Here is a 19,026-nt window from a genome sequence, read left to right as displayed (position 1 = left end):
ATTTTTGATCTTAATAGATTCAGATTAATAAAAAAAGAAGCACAGATCTGCTTCTGTGCTCCCTTTATTTTAAGTGACTTATACATCTTCTCTTGTATTCACAATGTTCTGACGCAGAAGTGGTATTAATTCGAATAACGCTTCCTGCTGCGCTGGATGGATTCCCTCCATAATACGGTGCTCTAAGGCTGTTATTTGCTGTCTGCACTCCAGATAGATGGCTTCACCAGATTCAGTGAGCTCAATTATTTTCTCCCGTTTGTCTTTACCCGGGATCTGACGGACAATGTCGAGCTCCTGCAGTCGATTCACTCTTCTAGTGATCGTCGGTTTCTCCACCTGATAGTATGCTGAAATAGCGATGAGTGTGTCAGGTCCATTGTTTTTCAAATAATAGATTACCTGCCATAAAGAATACGACAGCTCATAAGTGCTCATCAGATCATTGAGCTTCGTAATAATAGGCCGATATAGACCAAGGTAACGCTGAAAAAATCCTTCCATAATTCTCACTCCTGCATCGTTTTTATATCCTAATCTAAAGCTTGGCTCTGTTAAATTCCTGGTCGAACTTCATCATACACAGCTGGTGCAAGAGCGTCATATGATTCTTCTCTGATCGAATCCAGCCTACCTGCATAGAAGGAGTTTCAATAGGCTTGATTTCAATTAAAACGTACTGATCTGATAACCATTTCCGCTGTCCAAAGAAAGAAAAATCATGACCAATCGTGACCGCCATATTTTCCTCAAGCGCCGTTCTAATCGCCTCCCCATTATTGGTTTGGAATAGAATAGGCAGTTCACCATAATTGGCCTGATGATCTGCGAGAAAATCGTCAACAAAAACGTCGTTGAACAGGGCAAATGGATATTTAACCAAATCTTTGGGGTGAATCGATTTATGCTTTGCGATCTCTGAATTTTTGTTTGCACAAATGACAAATTTACCTTGAACGATCGGTTCAAATACAAGTCCTGCAAGGTGTTCGATGTCCTTCTTATACATCGCGATTAGACCCAGCCCGATACGATTCAGCTTGATATCGTCCATTATGAGGTTTGAGGTATTCTCTTCAATATTAATTTGAACCAAGGGATAATCTTGTTTAATCGCCGCAAGACAGCGGACCAGTACAGGCATCACACCGGGGAAGGCAGCGACATTCAGCTCACCACGGATGCGATTACTCTCGAAGCGGGACAGCTCTTTGATTTCGTCAATGGTCTGAATCGCCTCCATCGCTTTGTTCAGTATCCTTCTGCCTTCCACTGTAATTTCAGCTCCCGCATATGAACGCTTAAATAGAGTCAGTCCAAGCTCCTCCTCTAATTTGGAGACGGACTGAGACAGTGCAGATTGAGTGATATGCAGCTGATGGGCAGCAGCCGAGAAAGAACCCGATTTGGCGATTTCAACGATATATTCTAGCTGCTCAATATTCATCTAATGCTCCTTTACTATTAGCTATACTAATAGGGTTATTACAAACATTAATTATATCTTATTATGTAACTCCAGGTATAATCAAATTGTAATCGTTATCAATACTTATGATGGTTAAGGGGATGACACATATGAAAGCAGCTGTATTCTATGATATTAAAGATGTTCGCCTAGAAGAGAGAGAAATTCCTGCAACACCTGCAGGTAAGGTTAAAGTCAAAGTGAAGTTTGCAGGTATATGCGGCAGTGATCTTCATGCTTATCACCATGGGATTGGAGTTCAGACAGGTACTCCTCACCCGATATCCGGTGCAATGGCTCCGCTTACGCTGGGTCATGAATTCTCTGGAGTGATTGAGGAAATCGGTGCAGAAGTCACAGGTTATAACGTCGGGGATCGAGTAGCGATCGAGCCGCTGATTTATTGTGGCGAATGTGAGAATTGCAGAAAAGGAAACTACAATCAGTGTAATCAATTCGGATTTATCGGTCTAAATGCCGATGGAGGGTTCGCTGAATATGTAATCGTCGAGCCTTACATGCTTCATAAACTGAACGATCAGGTATCGTTCGAGGAAGGTGCGCTCGTTGAACCTACGGCAGTCGCTCTACATGCAGTACGTCAAAGCAAGCTGAAGGTAGGTAATAATGTCGCTGTATTCGGAGCTGGACCCATTGGACTCCTTACGATCTTGTCTGCCAAATCCGCAGGAGCTGCGCGAATCTATGCTATCGACGTATCCGATGAACGTTTGGAGCTCGCTGCCTCTATAGGCGCAGTACCGATTAACAGCTTAAAGGACAATCCGGTAGATATCATCAATGATGCAGGAGGGGTTGAAGTTGCTTATGAAGCAGCCGGTGTTCAACCGACCTTCAACAGTGCCCTATCCGTTGTCAAAAAGGGCGGCGAGGTCATGGTCATCGCTGCATTTGCGCAGAATCCGACTGTAGATATGATGCAGCTCATGACTAAGGAAGCAAATATCACGTCTATCCTTGCCTATCGTCATATCTTCCCTGAAGTGATCTCCCTCATTGCTGAAGGAAAACTGGATGTGAAGCCAGTCATCACGAAGAAGATTACACTGGATCAGATCATTGAGGATGGACTTGAGCTATTGGTGAGAGACAAGAGCCAGGCCAAAATATTGGTCGAAATTGTGTAATCCAGTTGTCAATTGTTATTCTAGATTCGAAGACCCTCCGTACAAATGTGCGAAGGGTCTTCTTTGTTTTTGGTTTATCTCCATGCGCTGATCCGTTCTGACTTGTGTACAAACTTGGAGGATAAGGCTTTACTCCGTGCCGTGAGGAGCTGCTTCCGTCCATCGATCGTTCGGGTGTATACGAGCTCGGCCGGACCTATATGCTTCTGCCATAATTCAGCGAATCGTTCCGCATGCTCTTTGCGACGTCCAATTTCATCCGGGACCGGATAATAATCACGCCTTGTCACAAACCATTTGCGGGATTGAGAATAAATGAAGTATTTGGGGCTATCAATCGGTTCTAACAGCTGCTGGAGTGTATTCAGAAATACAGTCTTGTCTTCTGTACTTCCTCCAGTCAGCCAGCACACGATCATCCCTTCCTTCTCCTCTGCTTGAATTCGCTCGATATGCGGCGGCAGCTTCATCTGCTTCATTTCGAATAACACGGTATGGACGATAAGTGCGGTTTCCCGGAAGCTTCGCTCCAGAGAATGGTGTCTCAGCTTCATTTTTATTGCTTTATATAACCACGGACTGGCTATAAGTCCTGAAACGACAATGAGGAGAGATATTCTAAACCAGCCAGGAGCATCCGATGTATACCATGCAGGTGTAAGAACAGCCTCATTGCAGGCCGAGATCGCCATAAATAATGCGAATAGTAGGACTGCTTTTACCGTGTGTTTATACACGACGGGCTTCGGTATCCCCTCAGAAGGAATTTGAAGCTCCTCTGTCATTTGACTATTCAGATCAATCGCTGTATTCCAGCGTTTCTTAAGCTGGTCCCTCTGTCTAGCACGTTTAAGCGTATCTTCATTGTACATTCGAATCTGTTCCGGCTTGAAACTGTCATTCGAATCTAGACCCATCCGCGCTATTCCGGATTCGATGGTGTTGTCTATTACGGATAGGCCCACTAGGGAGCGGAATCTTCTGGAGAGTGAAGCTAAATCCTCTCCGCCTGCCCATGCCTCTGTATCGATGCAAGCCAAATGCCATATGGCGCCTGTCTTCTCCGGATGGCTTCGGTCCGTACGAATGGCACGGCCTCTCATTTGATTGGACAGCATAAAAGTCCCAACATAGGAAGCCATAATAAGCGAATTAATGCTTGGCGCGTCCCATCCTTCTCCTAGCAAGGCGGCTGTACCGATCAGGACCTGAATGTGTCCTTGAGAGAACACCTCTGTAACAATGGCTACAATACCTGATCGATTCGAATCACGTATATCTATGATCACATACTTCGGATCATAGTCGAGAGGCTTATGTGACAAAGTAATGCCTCGTGTTGCTGCCAGCTCCAGCGCATGGTCCGCTGCCTTCAGCGGAAGCACAACCAGAGAGCCGCTAAGAATGCCAATGGGTAAATCGGCCGCAGACGATTCCTGATCTCCAAGTTTCCTTCGAATCATTTCGAAGACGGGAACAACACCGAGCCGATGGAGCGGCTTCTCGTCGCCGCCTTGCTTCGGCATATCCTCCTTGCGAATATAGTCGGTCAGGATGACCATACGCAGCTGTTCACCTAAGACGGAACGTTCAAACTGAAGAATCTCACCAATATTCGTCAGCTTAGATGAGCTCTGGATGAGCATCTTATCCATGGAGGGCGTTGAGCGAAGATACACTTTTCTGCGTTCGAGCATACCCATTCGGCTGAGCCTCCGTTTAAGATCCTTCAGCTGGGGCATTTCCGAATCAATATGCTTGTCCTTGAACAGCACGCCATTCAGCAGCTCTTCCAGCCATTCAAAGGTCAGCTCGGGTGCTTCAGATTCTTTCAGACCCAGTACTTTGACTGCTTCTTTCCATACCGGCTGGTTTGTCGCTCTTAAGAAGATAACCATACTTGAATAATAGCCTGGTGACGTCAAAATGTCCTCGATATGGCTGCTGGAATCCAGGATATAAGGATGATTCACTATGGTCTTTATCATATATTCCGCATGGAGGAGCTCCTGTTTGATAGTGCCTGCTTGGGAGCGAAACTCCTTGATTTTCGCTGATTCCTGCTTCGTTGGCGCAGTAAGGCTGATGTAATCCTGATGCGGACATAGCTCCCCATGCTTCACAAGCTCGGGAACACTGATCTCTTCGTCGATGGGGCCACATAAAGCCATGTAACGCTGCCACTCTCGTGGATTCACATCATAAGGCGGTGTTGCCGTCAGCGATATCTTGGTCGGCTCACTCAGCATGCTGCATAGTTCCATAGCACTTTGCCACCAGGACACTCTTAAATGATGGGCCTCATCAAAAATGATCGTATGTATGGACAAGCTCTTTAACTGTGCGAGTGTAGCTTCTGCTGCAGAACAATCGTCACCATCCACTGTTTCATCTTCAGACTCGAAGCCCTCTTCCCCATTGATTTCAATGATTTCGTTAGTTGAATCCTGCTCCTTATCCTCATTCTTCTCGCTTACCGCACTAAAAAGAGCATGCAGTGCCTGATAAGTTGTAATTGTCACGAATGCCGGTTGTTTAATCGAAGTAGATATCCAGTCAGGAAGTGTTGTTGTACCCAGAAACATCTCCGCAAAACGGCTGGCCCATTGCTGTTTGATGGTTAGTGTTGGAGCTAGGATGATGGTCGGACGGTTAATTCTGAGCATGACTTCCAGACCAAGCACCGTTTTGCCCGATCCAGGGGGTGCCACAAGATGCAGATGCCGGTTCGCCAAATGCTCCTCTAAGCTGCCCAGCACACGCTTCTGATAGCTGCGCCAAGGATAACAGAACGTTATGTCCTGCGGAAAAGATTCCATTTCCTTCTTCATTACTTCTCACCTCGTTTGCGTAGAAAATGGGATATTAGACCATACTAATTATACAGAAAAATGATAGAGTGCAGGAAACTTCTCTAATAAAGGGGGATTATACAATGCCTGTGTGGCTTCTATATTCCATACTGTCTGCCATAACCGCTGCCCTTGTTGCGATCTTTGGCAAGATCGGCCTGGAGAACATCGATTCCAATTCTGCCACCGCTATTCGTTCGGTCATCATGGCGTTATTTTTAGTCGGTGTTATTGCTGTACAAGGGAAGTTCGCTGAAGTTGGCGAAATACTGACACAGAAAAAAGCACTAAGCTTCATCGTCCTTAGTGGAGTGGCTGGAGCCTTATCCTGGTTGTTTTATTTTCTGGCTCTCAAGTACGGCAAGGTGTCCCAGGTGAGTCCAATTGATAAATTTAGCGTTGTGATTGCAGTCATTCTTGCGGTTGTCTTTTTGGGTGAAAAAATATCTTGGCTGAATGGTATAGGGGTCGCACTCATCGCTCTTGGGGCTATTCTTGTTGCAATCAAGTAAATACAGGGCAGGACACATCCACCAATTCTGCGCTTTAGGCTCACAGAATAGGCAGGCGCATCACACTTAAATGATGGCTTGACTATATGCTGTAGTATAATCGCAATTCGGTGTATGGATTAAATCCTAACTTGGAGGTGTAGAGCATGGCTGCATTGGCGGAGCTGAAAGCGAGGTCTGCAGCTTACCTCGTCGGGTTACTGCCTGCTGTGAAGCTTGCAGCGGAGAAGCTGATTGAGCGATGCTATTCAGAAGGTGTGGAAATACGACTTACGGCAGGCTATAGAAGTGCGGCTGAGCAGCAGCGTCTGTATGAGCAAGGCAGAACGAAGCCGGGCCCGATCGTCACGAATGCTAAGCCCGGCCAATCCAATCATAACTACGGGCTTGCCATTGATTTTGTTCTCGTACAGAGCGGCTATAGTATGAGCGTGGATGATGATCATGATGGTATAGCTGACTGGGCGGAGGTCGTTGCTCAAGCGAAGCTGCTCGGGTTCAGCTGGGGCGGTGACTGGATTTCATTTAAAGACTATCCTCACTTCGAGATGATGTTTGGGCTCAGCCTTTCTCAGCTGCAGGCAGGAATAAGGCCGACATGGCAGCAGCAGCAAGCTGTGATAAACCGAATTCAGGGAATGGAGGAATCAGAAGAGATGTCAAAAGTGGAGGAGCTTCTTCAGAAGGACAAAGAAAAGTCAGCAATTATATCTGCGCTTGAACAGCGAATTATTGCACTTGAGCGGAGAGTAAATATATCCTTAAACCAAACGCCCCCGGATGCTTATCACGCAGCACTGCAGGCAGCCAAGGCTGCAGGTGCGATGAGCACATCCAATGACAAAGATCTCTCAGGTCTCAAGACAATTCAAATCCTATACAACATGGGGCTGTTTGAGCCGGAGTTTACCCGATTCATTCAGAGCTTAAAGCAAGCAGGAGAGTAACAATGGCCATCATACCAAGGCACTTCATCATCTTAATCATGCATAATATGAGCTCTTATTCAAAAAAAAGTAAGCAGTGGAGAACGATTTCTCCACTGCTTTTATGCTTCATTACAGTATCTTGGACACATGCTGTGCTTTAAGGTCTAATTGCTCGGAGGATTGAGATAGGGTGCTAAATTCATCCATCGTCACTTGAAGCTGCTGCCGGCTCTGATCTATGTATTCCTGTACTGCTCTGGTTCCATTGGATATATTCATAATTTCATTGGACATTCCTCTAATACTGTCGCGTATTTCGTAGATCGAATCCTGCACCATTAACGATAGATTCTTCACTTCCTTGGCCACGACATCAAATCCTCTGCCGTATTCCCCTGCATGTGCTGCCTCGATCGCTGCGTTAAGGGCAAGAAGCTGTGTCTGTGAGGCGATATCCCGAATCGTTTGAACGATCCCTTGCACCGCATGCGATTGCTGCTTCAGCTGATCCAGTATTTTTAAATTGTCATTTGAGACTTCATCTACCGCAGAAATGCTATTCAGTAGCTCCGAGCTTCTATTTATACCGTGTGCAGCTCTAGCATTCAAGCTGGAGGACATGTCTTGCAGCTCCTCAACGAGTTGAACTATCTCATTTTGACGGTTCGTAATGTTGGTCGCTATTTTGTACACCCCAATGATATTATCTCCTTCATCATAGATAGGCATATAGGTAGCCTCGAGCCACACCGTGTTATTCTGTGCGTCCTTCCGCTCAATCTTGTCTTGGAAGCGATGTCCGTTCAGAATACTAGCCCAGAACGATTCATACTCCGGAGTTGATGCGAAGGAAGAGAAGCAGAACTCATGATGATACATCCCATAGATTTGATCTATAGCATAACCCATCGTTTCGGCAAAACGTTCGTTAACGTAGATGACCCGTCTCTCTAGGTTGAACCCGATGATAGCTAGATTCTGGTTAAAAGCCCGGAGCACCGCCGATGGATCAACAGCACGAATGGGTTCCGATTGTATGTTCATTAATGATAAAGCCTCCGTATATTAATAATATGGCCTCAAAAATAGGATGGAAACCATAAATAGGTATGGAGTTAACCCAATTTAAGAGAATAGTCCTATTACTAATATACTACCGCGCGAAATGTTTGAATCACATTTTGTCGAAATATTTGTTAATTTTATTAAATAGAAGATCGATTCTCTCGATAATCACTTGGAGTTAAGCCATAATGCTTCTTGAACAGTCTGCTGAAATACTTCACATCCTCATAGCCGATTAACAGGGCAATTTCACTAAGTTTGGCAGGTGATACGGATAACAGCTCTTCTGCTTTTTTCATTCTTAGTTCCGTGACAAATTCAACAAAGGATCTTCCCGTCACCTTCTTAAACAGCTCACTAAGATGACCAGGATGCAGATGCAGATGATTCGCTACATGCTGAAGATTCACCTCTCTCAGTGAGACTGATTCCATGAAAGCTTTCGCTCGATCCACATGTGATTCTGGGCCTTGACTGACTTGAGAATGGTAGCTGGACATAATCGCATGAAGATAGCGGAACAACGCTCCTTCCGGAATGAATCCATTCCCATCTGCATTTAAGCTGGACTCGATATGGATCTCCCCGTCGGAGCCGAGCATTCGAAAGGTCCTGTCCATCCATCGATGTGCCGCAGCAGCGGCAGAACGTAAACAAGCTATTGTCGTTTCGAAAGTCCCTTCCGGTTCCATGATCAAATTCTCATATAACTGTGAGGTCCATGCTTTTAGAGCGACAGGATCGTTGTCTAGTAGAATGACACCCAGCTGGTTCTCTTCTACTGGACTGATAATGTTTTTTCCGCCTCTCCGTTGTTCTATGTCGGTGTAATTGATTATCTTATCCGGCAGGAGAGGAAAATACCGCAAAGCACAAACAGCTTTTTCATAGCTTACATGTGCATTTTCTAAGTCAGCTACAGAGCTTCCCGCTGCCAATCGTATCGAGCATTTGAGCAAGCTCTCTGCTCGTTCAAGCAGTCTTGACCATGTTCCGTACCGAGGCAAATTTTGGCCATCATAAGCAGGGGCAAGGCAGACCAAGACTTGTTGATGAATCACGTAAATACAGCCAGGTAGAAGATCTTGAAGTAAATTTCGAAGGGCAAATAATAGAAGTCTTGATGAGTAGTTTGGTCCGTTCCATCCGCTGGCTTCCCATATAAGCACCTTACAGCCTGAACTGAAATGATTAATTGTCTTGTCCCCAGACAAACCGCTTGCTAAGAACTCGATCGTTCCTTCTGTCACTTCCCCATGAATAATCCACTTTACACATTCTCGTTCGAATTCCTCACGGGCCTGCAGTACATCCCTTCCCTTCTCAGCCCAGCGTTCCGTAATCCGGCGTTTAGCCTCAAGAACGGTGCGGATGATATCTTCAGGAGGACTTGTTTTGAGCAAATAATCCGTTACTCCCTGTCGGATGGCGGTTTGAGCATATGAAAAATCATCATACCCGGACAAGATAATCACTTCCAGGTCAGGCTGGATCGTTTTCGCTCGTTCACATAGCTGAAGTCCAGAGATTCCATTCATTCGTATATCGGTCATTAGAATACTCGGACACTCTTGTTCGATTCGCTGAAGAGCTTCTTCTCCAGAAGCAGCAGGCTGAAGCAGCTCGAGACCAAGCTCACACCAGGATATAACTCGGGTTAATCCCTCTCTGATAATTTCTTCATCGTCAACAATGAGTACTCTCATATCGTCTCCTCCATAATCGGCAGGGTAAAAGCAATTCGGGTTCCTCCGCCTTCCCTGCTGTCTATTTCGAGATGAGCTTCTGGACCGTAATGCAGCAGAAGACGCTCGTTCACATTTCTGAGTCCGTAGCTGCCTTCCTTCATATGATCATGTAACGATTCGTCCCTATTTGCAGTTGCTTCTATCATTGTGCGGACGTCTTCTAAACGATGCATTGACATACCAGCCCCGTCATCTAAGATTAGAAAGCTCATCCGATGCTGCTCTTTTCGAACCATGATCAGGATTGAGCCCGGTCCCTCCTTCTTGTTCAGGCCGTGAATCATTGCATTTTCGATCAATGGCTGCAGGAGCAGCTTAAGCATCCATTTATTCTCAAGCTCTGGATCAACCATATATTCGATCTTAAATTTGTCAGGATAACGAATATTCTGCACTCGGACATATTGACGGATGTGGTCTATTTCTTGGGAGACAGGGCAATACTCCTTCCCATGATTCAAGCTTAAACGCAAAAATTGACTCAGCCCCTCTACCATATCAGCAATTCTCTTCTCTTTGGCCATCAGTGAAATCCAGTGAATGGATGCTAACGTATTATATAAAAAATGAGGATTGATCTGCGCTTGAAGCGCATGCATATCGGCTTCTTTTTTACGCGCTTCCTCACGGATCAGATCCTGCTTCAGCTGTTCGATATGTGCTCCGAGCAGGTTATAGCTCTGTCCGAGCTTACCGATCTCATCTTGGGTTGTAACTGTGAAATGGGGGAGCGGCTCGTGAGGATTAATCCGATATAAATGACGTGTAAGAAGCAGCAATGGTCGAGTGATTCTGCGCACAGTCGCCCAGACTAAGCACACGCTGATCAGAACCGATATAGCAACCGCAACAGCGGTAATAGTTAAGATGTAACGGTTCTCCTCACGATATTGGTCATAAGGAATAGAGCCGATCAATGTCCATCCCGTAGAAGGCTCGCGCACGTACATGAACGTCTTCTTCTCTTGCTTCTCTCCGTACACCGCTGACCCATTTGCTCCTTGATCCAGCATCGCTAGAAGTCCTGGATATTGATCTTCGATTCGCATTCCTAATCGGGTCTTGTCAGGAGAAGATAGGATCCCCCCGTTGGGATCAATAAGTTCAATTCTACCGTTACCACTCGCGAACTCTTTTTCAGCAAGCCGATGAGAAATTTCTTTCTCACTCAAGCTGATGGACAGCCATCCAAGATGCTTATAATCATGAATACTTCGAATGGGCCTGGTCAGCGTCATCACATACTGCTCTCCGGCATAGTTCATAATTCGATATACAGGAGACCAATGCTTTTCCCGAATTTCGGTCAATACTCCCTCAGGTATGTCCGCTTCATACCAGTTGGCTGTCGTCAAATCGGCAGAGAAGTGTTCGGGCTGAATCACAATACTTGCGATATAGGATTTGGAGGCGGCAAGATTGGTCATTCTGCCAATAATCTCCTGCCTCTCTTCTTCTTGCTCCTTATCCTGCACCAGATAATCTTGGATATCTCGCTCACCAATTAAATAGATGGACAAGTTGTCTACGTCCTGGAGCATAAAATGTAAGTTTGCTTCCAGTTGTTTTAAATAATCTATCCCCGACAGCGTCGCCTTTTCTTCCGATATGCGAGCCGCTGTATCAAAGGCAAATAAACCAAGCACCACGAGGGGTACAATGATCGAACCAGCAATGAGCACGGACAGCTTGCGCTGCAATGATGATCGTAGCCAGCTCCTCAAGAGATCCCCCTCCTTCATGATGTGGTTATGGTATTAGTATCCGTTAACCCTTGACTGCTCCGGCTGTCATTCCTTTCATCATCTGCTCCTGAAACAGCAGGTAGAGAAGAACCGTTGGAATAATAGACAACGTCATCGCAGCCAGCGTAAGTCCATAATCGGTCTGATAACCGTCGGCAAAATTAGCGATGGCTAATGGCAGTGTTTTGAGCTCAGTTTTATTAATGAACACCAAGGCAAATGAGAAATCATTCCATGCATGTAAAAAGCTAAGGATCGTTACGGTAGACAGAGCGGGCAGTGACATCGGAAGCATGATGCGGAAAAATAACCCCCACAGCCCTGTACCATCCATAAACGCGGCCTCTTCGATATCACGAGGGATACTGGTCAAATATGCAGTAAGTATAAAGATGGCTGTTGGCAGGGCAAAAGCAGTGTAGGGCAGGATCAGAGCCCAGTACGTATTTAATAGAAGCATCTGCTTCATCAGAATAAACAAAGGAACCAATGTGCTGTGTATAGGAATCAGCATGCCGATAACAAAAAATGCAAGCATGATCCCTTTCCATCGAAAGGCAAACCGAGCAAGCACAAAGGAGGCAAGAGCGGATATAAATAAGGTGAGTGCCAAGGAGCCTATCGATACAATCATCGAATTGTTAAAGGCATTTCCAAGATTTGCGCTCTCCCAGGCCACAGTGAAATTTTCCCATTTCCAGACTTCCGGTAATCCAAAGGGTCTGTTATAGAAATCCTCATTGGTCTTGAAGGCACTCGTAACAAGCCATACAAAAGGATACAATGTCACAATTCCATAGAGTAAAAGCACGAACCAAAACAACGCTCTTCCTATCCGACGAAACAAAGTGGAAGCTTGGGAAACGGCAGGTCTTGCACCTGCAATGTTTGGCTGCATGTGTATGCCTCCCTTCAATTCTATTGGCATGAATTTAATTTGCAAATGTATTTTGGCCTATAATCAACTCTGAAAAATGCAAATTACACCGATGACTCTTTTTTTCTCGAAGCGATCCACTGACTTGTTCCAATCAATAAGAGACTGATCAGTACGATCGTAGTCGAAATGGCACTTCCGAACCCGTATCGATAGGTCGTAAAAGTGGAGTTATACATATAGGTTGCCAGTAATTCTGTGGTATGTGCAGGTCCGCCTTTTGTCATGATGTAGACAAGATCAAATGACTTCAAGCTGCCGGATATACACAAGATGACAGCCACCTGCACGGTGTTTTTAATCATGGGCAGGGTAATACTCCATATTTTTCGAATCCCTGTTACTCCGTCAATCTTAGCCGCATCATGAATTTCACCTGGAATGTTCTGAAGCGCCGAGACGAAGATGATTAAATACAATCCGACAAAACTCCAGAGTAATGGCGGAACGAGCGAATAGATCGCAATGGCCGGATCTGACAGCCACTCCATCTTCCAATCCTCCAGCTTTAACGCATCCAGCAGAAAGTTCAAGATACCGATCTGTGGGTGATAGATATACTGCCAGATCATACCAATAACAACTGTAGACAAGACCATAGGTAAGAATACAGCTGAACGTAGAAACTTTTGCAGAAAGCTGCTCTTATGCAGGAGAACGGCCAAGGCCAGCGCCAGTGGAATCTGTCCAAAAACAGAGGCAAGGACAAAGATAATGTTATTTTTCAGTGCCCGCCAAAAAATGGGGTCTTTAAAAATCTCTGCGTAATTCTGAACTCCGATATAGACCGCGTCCCCAATTCCTGACCAGTCAAAAAAACCATAGTACGCTGACCAAATGACCGGTACGAACACAAACAGAGCATAAAGAATTACAGCAGGAGCGAGTCCTATAACAATAAAGCGGCGATTTCGCAATGCATTCATGGCTTTGACACTCCCTTTAAATGAGAATACCCCTCCCCTATCGGGAAGGGGATTATTCTATTTTCCAACGGCTGCAGCCTGGGCATCCTGAATCTTACGGGCAACCTCTTCCGGATTGCCGTTCATCAACAGCTCCTGCAGGCTATTGTCGACCACTTCGGTTGCGGCTGAGCCAAACTTGGAATCATATACAGGCGTAATCTTGACATCCTGCATCAGTTCATACAGTTCTACAAAGAGTGGATGAGCCTTGCTTCGATCCAGTTCAACGTCATAGCTGACGAGCGTGCTGCTCTCAAGCGTTGCTTTTTGACCGTCTGGACCGGCTAATTCATAAAATAGCTCCATAGCTGCTTCTTTGCGTTCGCCTGTCAGCTTTTTGCTAACACCAAGGCCCGTGCCGACGACTCCAGCGGTTACCTGCTCCTGGCCCTTCCCTCCTTCGATTGGGGGCAGTATCGTGATATGCGTATGGTTCAGCACTTCTTCCGGTGCATTATTCACCAGATTAGCCAGGGCCCATCCGCCATTAATGACCATCGCTGCTTTTCCTTGAAAATAGAGCTGCATCATTTGCGTTTCATCGATGCTGTTAAAGCCGTCTTGAAAAGCACCTGAGTCTCCAAGCTTCTTGAGCACATTCAATGCTTCTACAAACTCTGGATCTGTAAATTTTGCACCGCTCTGCTCGATCGCCGATAAGAACCATTCTGTTCCTGTAATCCGGTCGGCAAGTGTGCTGAATAGTGTAGATTGAACAACCCAGTTAGCTTTGTTTCCAAGTGCAATTGGAATGACATCCTTTTCATTAAATGTCTGAATCGCGGACTCCAGTTCCGCCCAAGTGGTGGGGACCTTAACCCCGTGCTCTTTGAACAAGGCTTCGTTGTAATAGATAAAAGAGCTTGGCGCAAGGTTCATCGGTACAGAGTAGATATTCCCATCCACGGTATAGCCTTCAAGTGCATTGGGAATGAACTTATCCTTCCACTCCGGATTTTGGTCAAGTTCTTCGTTAATAGGTTGAAGCAGATCCCCTTTAACAAATTCCTTGGTCATGGCATCCGGCCACATGACGAAAAGATCAGGCATTTCATCAGCGGCAGCTACCGTACGGAGTCTTGTACGCAGCCCATCGGATGGCAGTCCTTCATCAATCACTTCAATGTTGGGATGATCAGATCTAAATTGCTCAATAATACCTCGCATCGCTACAGCTTTGGCATCCTGACCTGTCCAGTTGTGCCATATGGTGATGGACACCTTCTCTGAATCTTCGTTATTGCCACTCGTGCCACTTCCTCCGCCGCATCCTGCAGCAATGACCGAGATAAGCAAGCACAAGCTAAGGACAATACTCCATTTCTTCATGTATGTCTAACCCCCTTAAATATGTTAAGTCTCATTCTAATAGAAGCGCTTACACCTGATAAGGAGAATAACATCGGTAAGAAGGTAGAAAAATAACGGATAAAAATAAACCGCGATGATCGCGGTTATAGTCAATTCTTTCTTAGAGGAGTTTGAACCGCACTTCGGGATTGATCCTTCTTGTGAGCTCATCCAGCTCCGGTGAAGCATACCAATCCTGCTCAAATAAACTCTGACCGTATTTAACGGTATGGATTACCGTCCTGCAATATGAGCTTCCGTCCATAGAACAGTTTAAACGGAATTTGCTCTCGCCATTGTCCATCTGATCAAATTTCGTATAGACTCCATATGCTTGAGCTTCAATTTCGGTAATTTCTTTCAAATATATTCATCTCATTTCACTTATGTAATTTCTTTTATTTTTCTTAGTCGAAAGTATTTCTGCCTATATACATATGTGACTGGATTATGGAGCAAGGTTTGTAATTCATGTACAATAAGGGTTGGCTAATTCACACGGAAGAAGGTTTACATATGATTGAGATTGTCGTACTGCTCCTTGTCGGAGTATTGTCTTCATTATGCGGAGCGGTCGTTGGACTGGGCGGAGGGTTTATCATTGTTCCTTTTCTTGCCTTCGCTTATGATATGCCTGTCTCGGAGATTGTCGGTACATCGCTAGCTGTATTAGTGTTCGGATCACTATCCAGCACAATTGCTTATGTGAAGCAGAGAAGAATTGATATGAAGAGTGGCACATTATTCGCGGTCGCCATGATCCCTGGTTCTGTTCTCGGTGCCTTTACGGCCAATATTGTGAGTAATCGGGGATTTTTCGTGGCACTGGGTGTTTTTCTACTATGCATGGCGCTATTTCTACTGAAAAAGCCGCAAAAATCACAAAATTCATTACTGAAGCCTACGGTTACTCGAGCATTCAGTGATGCGAGTGGAACAACACATACCTATTCATTCAATCTAAAGGCAGGCGTCTCCATTGCACTGGTTGTCGGATTCATATCCAGCTTCTTCGGCATCGGGGGAGGCTCTGTCATGGTACCGACGATGGTCATGCTGCTCTCGTTCCCAGCACATATCGCTGCCGCCACTTCCAGCTTATCGATCCTGATCTCTGCAACGTCAGGAAGTATTGCGCACCTAGCCTTAGGACATATCGATTTCATGAAACTATTGTGGCTGGCCGCAGGTTCTCTCATCGGCAGTCAGCTTGGAGCAAGAATTGCATCGAAGCTGCCAGGAGGAGTCATTCTGCGCTTCCTGTCCATTGCACTGATCTTCGTAGCGATACGGTTAATGTTCAAGAGCTAACTACTGGGTAGCTAAGTTAAACACAAAAATATAGGTTGGAATGCTCCAACCTATATATTTAAAACATCATGTTTTGAAGGAAAATCACTCATTTTAGTACCTGCTGTATTCGATCTCACAAGCATCATTTCTTAATTGCTCTATAATTGTTAAATATGTAAGAGTTGATCTCGTCTGACTTGTTATCATGATCTACCATCTCAAGCTCCGATTCAATTTGTGCATTTCTATGTATCGCTAATTGACCGATCATTAAGGACTTGAGTGTCTGTTTCGCAGATTTCGTAACTTCTTGCAGTTCAGCTAGATAGAGTGGCTGCTCTCCGCTATGCTTGATATGCTGAACAACGGCTTGAAGCTGCAGATCCTCTCCAAGATGAAGGGTAACCCGATCATTTCTTTGAAGTCCAAGAACGGATCCTGCGGCAAACAAGATCTCGCTCATGCTCAAATTTTTCACTTCACCTATAGAGTCAGTTTCATTGCTCAGCGATCCAGCATCTGCTGACTTAAGTTCTCTTTCAATAATACAAGTTAGCTGATGTACCGGCAGCAGTACTTCTTTGCGACGCTGGAAGAATCTTTTCTGAACCGGCGGAGGAAGAATACATAATATATGTTTTCGATAAAGGCCGATAGGATAGGTATCAAAGGTAATCAATCCTTCTGCATAAATGGTGATGCCTATGGATTCCCCGAGAGAGATCCTCTTGTTCTCATTTAGTGCAATTTCAAACACATCTCCATCAATATATGTAATACGTCCTCCGAATGTATGATCCCGCGTCCGAATCATCACCATACTCTCCAATAGAACAAACTCACTGATCTTGTCTATTAACATTGTTTACCCATCCTCTCGCGATCAGGACATAAAAAAGCACACATTTACCAATTAGGTGAAATGCATGCTCCTCATTGATTCTATATATATCGGCATTTTGAATCCATTCGTGAAATAATTCTAAATTTAAGTCCCGCAAAAGGTTTGATAAGCACAATCCTTCGGAGGCAGTATGGCATATTCCTCTTGTTCCTTGGAATAGGCATACGGATCAGCTAGAACCTCCAATAACTGCTCCATCACGGACAGATCTTCATCCTCTACGGCGGCTTCCAGCGCTTCCTCTACTCTATGGTTCCGAGGGATTACGGCAGGATTATTTCTCTTCATTAATGCTTGAGTCTCATTCTTGCTCTCTTCTTGCCGCTCTAGACGCTTCTGCCATTTGGAATGCCATTCCTTATACTCTTGCGTATCAAACATGACTTGACCAGCCAGTTGATTCAAAGTCAATGCACGGAAGGTATTCGTATAATCCGCCTGATGCTCTTGCATCATTTCCAGCAGTTCAGCTATTAAAGCCTCATCTTCTGGTTCTTCATTAAATATACCGAGCTTAGATCGTAGACCCGACAACCAGTTCTGATGAAATAAGCTGAAATATTCCGATAATGTCTCTTCGGCCATCTTCACGGCTGCAGCTTCATCCTCGTGCAGGAGGGGGAGCAGCGTTTCAGCAAAACGTGCCAAGTTCCAAGCTCCGATCTGAGGCTGATTGCCATATGCATAGCGGCCCTCTCGATCGATGGAGCTGAATACGGTTGCCGTGTCATATGTATCCATAAAGGCACACGGACCGTAATCGATCGTAATTCCGCTCAGGGCCATATTGTCCGTATTCATAACCCCGTGAATAAAGCCGACCAACTGCCATTTGGCGATGAGTGATGCTTGTTGTTCCACCACTTTCTTCAGGAGATTCAAATATCGTCCTTCATCCTGCTCTACATCAGCATAATGCCTAATTAAAGTATAATCAGCCAGTGCTCGCAGATCCTCTATACTCCCCCAATTTCTCACAAATTGGAAGGTTCCGACACGAAGATGACTATCTGCAACACGGGTGAGTACTGCGCCAGGCAGCACGCTCTCACGATACACAGGTTCACCGGTTGCGACAACGCCAAGACTGCGTGTTGTGGCTATTCCAAGCCCGTGCATAGCTTCACTAATAATGTATTCTCGCAGCATCGGTCCGAGCGCCGCTCTGCCATCACCGCCTCTGGAGAAGGGCGTTCTTCCCGCTCCTTTTAGCTGAATGTCTAAACGCTCACCGTCTGGTGTCAATTGTTCTCCTAACAGAATGGCTCGGCCGTCCCCAAGCATGTTGAAGTGCCCGAATTGATGTCCAGCATACGCCTGAGCGATGGGTAAAGCTCCCTCGGGGAGGATATTGCCTGCGAGAATGGCTGCGCCTTCCTCACTGTTTAACAAATCTGGATTTAACCCCAGTGACTTCGCCAGCGGTTTGTTTAATATAACAATGCTTGGAGCTTTAACTTTAGAAGGTTCTGTAGGTTTATATAGCAGATTCGGCAGTCGGGAATAGCTCTGATCAAAGTTCCAGCCTGCATCCTTGCTTGCATTCATATTTGTCATCTTGTCACCTATATTCTCATCAAAATGAAAACACCACTTCTGTATTGTTTACGGCAAAGTCAAACTTATCCGCAAGTGCATCTCGCATTGAACTGTATCAAAGCTCAAATGCTTACTCCTAAGTTTACCAAAAAACATGCAGAAAGTCCTTTAGATCCAAAAGTGTTATTTTACATTTTAAATTCAGAAAGAAACCCGTTAGATATTGAAACCATATTGTTCATCCGGGATTTTGGTAAGGACGACATACAAGCTAGAGTAGGACTCTGCACCGTTTTGAAATGACAGCATCTCTTCTCCATCGATGTGGATCACATCACCCGATTTTACCAACACGTCAGCTCCATCACTTGTGATGACACCTTCTCCATTCAGCACCAAAATGTAGACGTTCGCATTCGGATGCCGATGAGCTGGCAGCTCTGCACCAGGACTGAAGTTCAGTAAGAAGATAACATTTTCTTTCTCCTTGTTAATGATCCGTTTTGTAAATTTATGCTCCTGATATTCTTGATATTGCTTCAGGTTTGTTCTAATCAACTTCGCCACA

The 19,026-nt window shown here is 45.2% G+C and carries 17 protein-coding genes; 4 read left to right on the top strand and 13 right to left on the bottom strand.

Going from position 1 to position 19,026, the window contains the following annotated elements; genetic code table 11:
* Window positions 1-78: 78 nt before the first annotated feature.
* A complete protein-coding gene (locus tag TCA2_RS11645) occupies window positions 79-504 on the bottom strand; it encodes a MarR family winged helix-turn-helix transcriptional regulator (RefSeq protein ID WP_047911786.1) in 426 nt (141 codons plus the stop codon).
* Between the two features lie 34 nt (window positions 505-538).
* Window positions 539-1,447, bottom strand: coding sequence for a LysR family transcriptional regulator (locus TCA2_RS11640; protein ID WP_047911785.1), 909 nt, complete (start codon window positions 1,445-1,447; stop codon window positions 539-541).
* A gap of 131 nt (window positions 1,448-1,578) precedes the next feature.
* On the opposite strand from TCA2_RS11640, the gene TCA2_RS11635 reads away from it, so the two are divergent.
* Complete coding sequence (locus TCA2_RS11635) at window positions 1,579-2,616, top strand: 2,3-butanediol dehydrogenase (protein ID WP_047911784.1); 1,038 nt, start codon at window positions 1,579-1,581, stop codon at window positions 2,614-2,616.
* Between the two features lie 74 nt (window positions 2,617-2,690).
* On the opposite strand, the gene TCA2_RS11630 is transcribed toward TCA2_RS11635, so the two are convergent.
* The gene (locus TCA2_RS11630; protein WP_238546356.1) at window positions 2,691-5,447 is read right to left on the bottom strand and encodes a DEAD/DEAH box helicase family protein; all 2,757 of its coding nucleotides are present in this window, start codon (window positions 5,445-5,447) and stop codon (window positions 2,691-2,693) included.
* A gap of 104 nt (window positions 5,448-5,551) precedes the next feature.
* Between TCA2_RS11630 and TCA2_RS11625 the strand changes: the two genes are divergently transcribed.
* Window positions 5,552-5,980 carry an EamA family transporter gene (locus tag TCA2_RS11625; RefSeq protein ID WP_047911783.1) on the top strand — a complete coding sequence of 143 codons (429 nt, stop codon included), beginning with the start codon at window positions 5,552-5,554 and terminating at the stop codon, window positions 5,978-5,980.
* Between the two features lie 146 nt (window positions 5,981-6,126).
* Window positions 6,127-6,927 carry a M15 family metallopeptidase gene (locus TCA2_RS11620; RefSeq protein WP_047911782.1) on the top strand — a complete coding sequence of 267 codons (801 nt, stop codon included), beginning with the start codon at window positions 6,127-6,129 and terminating at the stop codon, window positions 6,925-6,927.
* Window positions 6,928-7,038: 111 nt separating this feature from the next.
* Here TCA2_RS11620 and TCA2_RS11615 read toward each other — a convergent pair whose 3' ends face one another.
* The 7 genes from TCA2_RS11615 to TCA2_RS11585 all read right to left on the bottom strand — a co-directional run bounded on the left by TCA2_RS11615 (window position 7,039) and on the right by TCA2_RS11585 (window position 15,086).
* Entirely contained in the window at window positions 7,039-7,953 is a 915-nt protein-coding gene (locus TCA2_RS11615; RefSeq protein ID WP_047911781.1) for a methyl-accepting chemotaxis protein, read from the bottom strand.
* A gap of 161 nt (window positions 7,954-8,114) precedes the next feature.
* Window positions 8,115-9,680, bottom strand: a complete 1,566-nt coding sequence (locus TCA2_RS11610; RefSeq protein ID WP_047911780.1) for a helix-turn-helix domain-containing protein — start codon at window positions 9,678-9,680, stop codon at window positions 8,115-8,117.
* Window positions 9,677-11,446, bottom strand: a complete 1,770-nt coding sequence (locus tag TCA2_RS11605) for a sensor histidine kinase (RefSeq protein WP_047911779.1) — start codon at window positions 11,444-11,446, stop codon at window positions 9,677-9,679. The genes TCA2_RS11610 and TCA2_RS11605 overlap by 4 nt, the downstream gene beginning before the upstream one ends.
* Before the next feature lie 43 nt (window positions 11,447-11,489).
* Window positions 11,490-12,365 carry a carbohydrate ABC transporter permease gene (locus TCA2_RS11600; RefSeq protein ID WP_152557712.1) on the bottom strand — a complete coding sequence of 292 codons (876 nt, stop codon included), beginning with the start codon at window positions 12,363-12,365 and terminating at the stop codon, window positions 11,490-11,492.
* An 83-nt stretch (window positions 12,366-12,448) separates the two neighbouring features.
* Window positions 12,449-13,330, bottom strand: coding sequence for a carbohydrate ABC transporter permease (locus TCA2_RS11595; protein ID WP_047911777.1), 882 nt, complete (start codon window positions 13,328-13,330; stop codon window positions 12,449-12,451).
* Between the two features lie 57 nt (window positions 13,331-13,387).
* The gene (locus TCA2_RS11590; protein ID WP_047911776.1) at window positions 13,388-14,701 is read right to left on the bottom strand and encodes an extracellular solute-binding protein; all 1,314 of its coding nucleotides are present in this window, start codon (window positions 14,699-14,701) and stop codon (window positions 13,388-13,390) included.
* A gap of 142 nt (window positions 14,702-14,843) precedes the next feature.
* Entirely contained in the window at window positions 14,844-15,086 is a 243-nt protein-coding gene (locus TCA2_RS11585; RefSeq protein WP_047911775.1) for a hypothetical protein, read from the bottom strand.
* A 152-nt stretch (window positions 15,087-15,238) separates the two neighbouring features.
* On the opposite strand from TCA2_RS11585, the gene TCA2_RS11580 reads away from it, so the two are divergent.
* Complete coding sequence (locus TCA2_RS11580) at window positions 15,239-16,033, top strand: sulfite exporter TauE/SafE family protein (protein WP_047911774.1); 795 nt, start codon at window positions 15,239-15,241, stop codon at window positions 16,031-16,033.
* A 124-nt stretch (window positions 16,034-16,157) separates the two neighbouring features.
* On the opposite strand, the gene TCA2_RS11575 is transcribed toward TCA2_RS11580, so the two are convergent.
* The 3 genes from TCA2_RS11575 to TCA2_RS11565 form a co-directional block, all read right to left on the bottom strand.
* On the bottom strand, window positions 16,158-16,877 hold the full coding sequence (locus TCA2_RS11575) for a hypothetical protein (RefSeq protein ID WP_047911773.1): 720 nt from the start codon (window positions 16,875-16,877) through the stop codon (window positions 16,158-16,160).
* Between the two features lie 126 nt (window positions 16,878-17,003).
* Window positions 17,004-18,476: a YdiU family protein gene (locus TCA2_RS11570; protein WP_047911772.1), complete on the bottom strand. Its 1,473-nt coding sequence runs from the start codon at window positions 18,474-18,476 to the stop codon at window positions 17,004-17,006.
* A 198-nt stretch (window positions 18,477-18,674) separates the two neighbouring features.
* Entirely contained in the window at window positions 18,675-19,025 is a 351-nt protein-coding gene (locus TCA2_RS11565) for a cupin domain-containing protein (RefSeq protein WP_370510336.1), read from the bottom strand.
* Between the last annotated feature and the right edge of the window lies 1 nt (window position 19,026).

Source organism: Paenibacillus sp. TCA20 (assembly GCF_000732325.1).
Taxonomy (GTDB): Bacteria; Bacillota; Bacilli; order Paenibacillales; family Paenibacillaceae; genus Paenibacillus; species Paenibacillus urinalis.
Note: the sequence above shows the minus strand (reverse complement) of the source record. Positions and strands in the feature narration are given on the sequence as shown.